Below are 2,500 nucleotides of genomic sequence, written 5' to 3'. Positions count from 1 at the left end.
CCAGCGCGCCTTTCCGCATGCCTGGCGTCTAACCTCGTCCTGGCCCTGACTGCAGGACCCGCGGTCGCCGCCACCCCAGTCGCCGAGGCGGAGGCCTCCAGACCCGCCATCTGCAGCCACCGGCTCGCCGGCAACTCCGGCCTCGCCCTTTCTCCCGAAGGCCGCTTCGTGCTCCAGCGACCCGTCGGGCGCGTTCAACGCATACGCCGCCCTGACGACCTCGACCGCCAACGCCATAGAGGCCCTGAGCTGGTTCCCAACGGACGAGCGATTTCTGGTGATCTCGAACAGGGGCGGCGACGAGCGCATCCGCCCCAGCGCCAAGGCGGATCAAATCTTGCTCGCGTGGCGCAGGGCACAGACGTAGACATCGCCTCGAGTCTGGGCAGTGCGGATCTTGTAATCCAGCATCTCCAACAAGGTCAGGCGATCTTCGAGCACGGCCGACAAATCTTCGCCGTCGACCAGTATGGTCTTGATGTGCTTGCCGCGAACGATCGCCTCGAGACCGGGATCAGAGAAGCCGTTCACCGAAACGAACAGCCCGCGCCCATACATCTTTCCGTCTACCTTGTGAGCGAACTTGTAGAGGTCGCCGGTGCTGGCGGCGGCGTCGAGCCATTTGGCTTCCACCACATAGTTCTCGCCCTCGAACTTGAACGTCCCGTCGATCTGTTCGCCCACGAGGCTAAAGGGCTCGCCCATGACGACGCCATGCCCGTCGAACAACTGTTTGAGAAATGATTCGAACAAATAGCCGCGAGCCTGCGGGGTCATCGAGGTTCCGAACAGCTTACCGAATGCCGCCTTCAGCGCGCCGAGGTCGGCGGTCGTCCTCCGCTTCCTCTGGCTCGTTTCCGCGGCTGTGCGTCGTCGCTCGGTCGCGTCATTCCGCTTCGATACCGCTGCCTTCAGCCCGGCAATGCAGGCCTGAGCTTGGGCGCGATCCAGCTTTTTCAGGGTGTCGAAGTAATAGCTGTCGAAATGGGTCCAATTCGACAGCCGGTCGAGCATGGTCTGAAACGCCACGAAGCCTCGATCCGGACGCGCGCTCAACTTGGAGAACACGTCCGCGACCAGTTCGTAGCGGGTCGTCGTCGCATCCGACGCGGCGACTAGCCCCGCAGGCGCTCCCACGCTCAACAGAAACTCGGCAATTTTCTTCTTGGGCCAGAACAACGCCAGAATGCATTCTTGCATCAGCAGGCGAAGATCCAGCGGCATCTCAGGAGCGCTCGACATGAGATCCATTTAGGATCACACGGTTAGCCGGACAAGCACATTGCAAATTGGGAAACCCGGGCGGCGGTCATAGCGATCGCGTTGTTCGGGCATGGTCATCGCTTCTCCCGGCGAACAACGGTTCAAGAAGTCATAACGGTAAATGTCGAACAGTGAGAACATGTCCGCCGCGTCTGCATGGTCGATAGGGGGTTCAGTCGTCAGAGTCTCTACGGGTGCGCGAGGCGTTGCATCTAAGTTTCCGCTCGGCAATCGTCCGTCAGCATCGGCCTCTCTACATCGTGATCAAAGCCATACCCGCCTAGATTATCACGCCGAGCGCTTCCACGAGGCTTCCACGGGGGAATTTGAGCGCTGGAATTTGGACAAAGAAAAACCCGCTATCCGATTGGAATAGCGGGTTAAAATCTTGGGTGCGGGAGCAGGATTTGAACCTGCGACCTTCAGGTTATGAGCCTGACGAGCTACCGGGCTGCTCCATCCCGCGGCAAGGCGGTGTGTGAGGAAGAAGGGTTCGAAGACAGTCCTTGGGACGGCTTGTTCTTGTGTATCTGGTAGACCCCGCGGCGACCTACTCTCCCGCGCCTTGAGACGAAGTACCATTGGCTCTGGAGGGCTTAACGACCGAGTTCGGAATGGGATCGGGTGTGGAACCTCCGACATAGCCACGGGGTCAACCAGACACACAAGAAGTTCGGGCTGAAGCAGCACGAATGTGCGTTAGCCCAAACAATAAAGAAGACATCGTCGCGTATATTTATCGGCAAGTAGAACCGAATGAGTTTTGCTGAGAAACGATCAAGCCGATCGGATTATTAGTACCAGTAAGCTTCACGCGTCACCGCGCTTCCACACCTGGCCTATCAACGTGGTAGTCTTCCACGATCCTCAGCGAAGCCTTGTTTTGAGGTTAGTTTCCCGCTTAGATGCTTTCAGCGGTTATCTATTCCATACTTAGCTACCCTGCTGCACGGCTGGCGCCATGACAGGTCCACCAGAGGTATGTCCATCCCGGTCCTCTCGTACTAGGGACAGATCCTCTCAAGCTTCGAACACCCACGGCAGATAGGGACCAAACTGTCTCACGACGTTCTGAACCCAGCTCACGTACCACTTTAAATGGCGAACAGCCATACCCTTGGGACCTGCTCCAGCCCCAGGATGTGATGAGCCGACATCGAGGTGCCAAACTTTGCCGTCGATATGGACTCTTGGGCAAAATCAGCCTGTTATCCCTAGAGTACCTTTTATCCGTTGA

1 protein-coding gene, 1 tRNA gene and 2 rRNA genes (1 of these 4 running past the window's edge) are annotated in these 2,500 nt (G+C 58.1%); all 4 read right to left on the bottom strand.

Annotated elements, in window-relative coordinates; all coding sequences use genetic code 11:
- Positions 1–330: 330 nt before the first annotated feature.
- Positions 331–1,251: a restriction endonuclease gene (locus ACI2KI_RS17410; RefSeq protein WP_404622054.1), complete on the bottom strand. Its 921-nt coding sequence runs from the start codon at positions 1,249–1,251 to the stop codon at positions 331–333.
- Positions 1,252–1,652: 401 nt separating this feature from the next.
- Positions 1,653–1,729: transfer RNA gene (locus tag ACI2KI_RS17405), tRNA-Met, on the bottom strand.
- A gap of 71 nt (positions 1,730–1,800) precedes the next feature.
- Positions 1,801–1,915 (bottom strand): 5S ribosomal RNA (gene rrf, locus ACI2KI_RS17400).
- A gap of 121 nt (positions 1,916–2,036) precedes the next feature.
- A 23S ribosomal RNA gene (locus ACI2KI_RS17395) occupies positions 2,037–2,500 on the bottom strand; it runs 2,316 nt beyond the window's last position.

Origin of the sequence: Brevundimonas sp. NPDC046655 (genome assembly GCF_044901625.1) — a bacterium.
Taxonomy (GTDB): Bacteria; Pseudomonadota; Alphaproteobacteria; order Caulobacterales; family Caulobacteraceae; genus Brevundimonas.
The sequence above is the reverse complement of the archived record's forward strand: the minus strand, read 5'-3'. Positions and strand labels throughout refer to the sequence as shown.

Coding starts and splice junctions, on each gene's coding strand:
- ACI2KI_RS17410 (WP_404622054.1), bottom strand. CDS start 1,251: ATGGATCTCATGTCGAGCGCTCCTGAGATGCCGCTGGATCTTCGCCTG.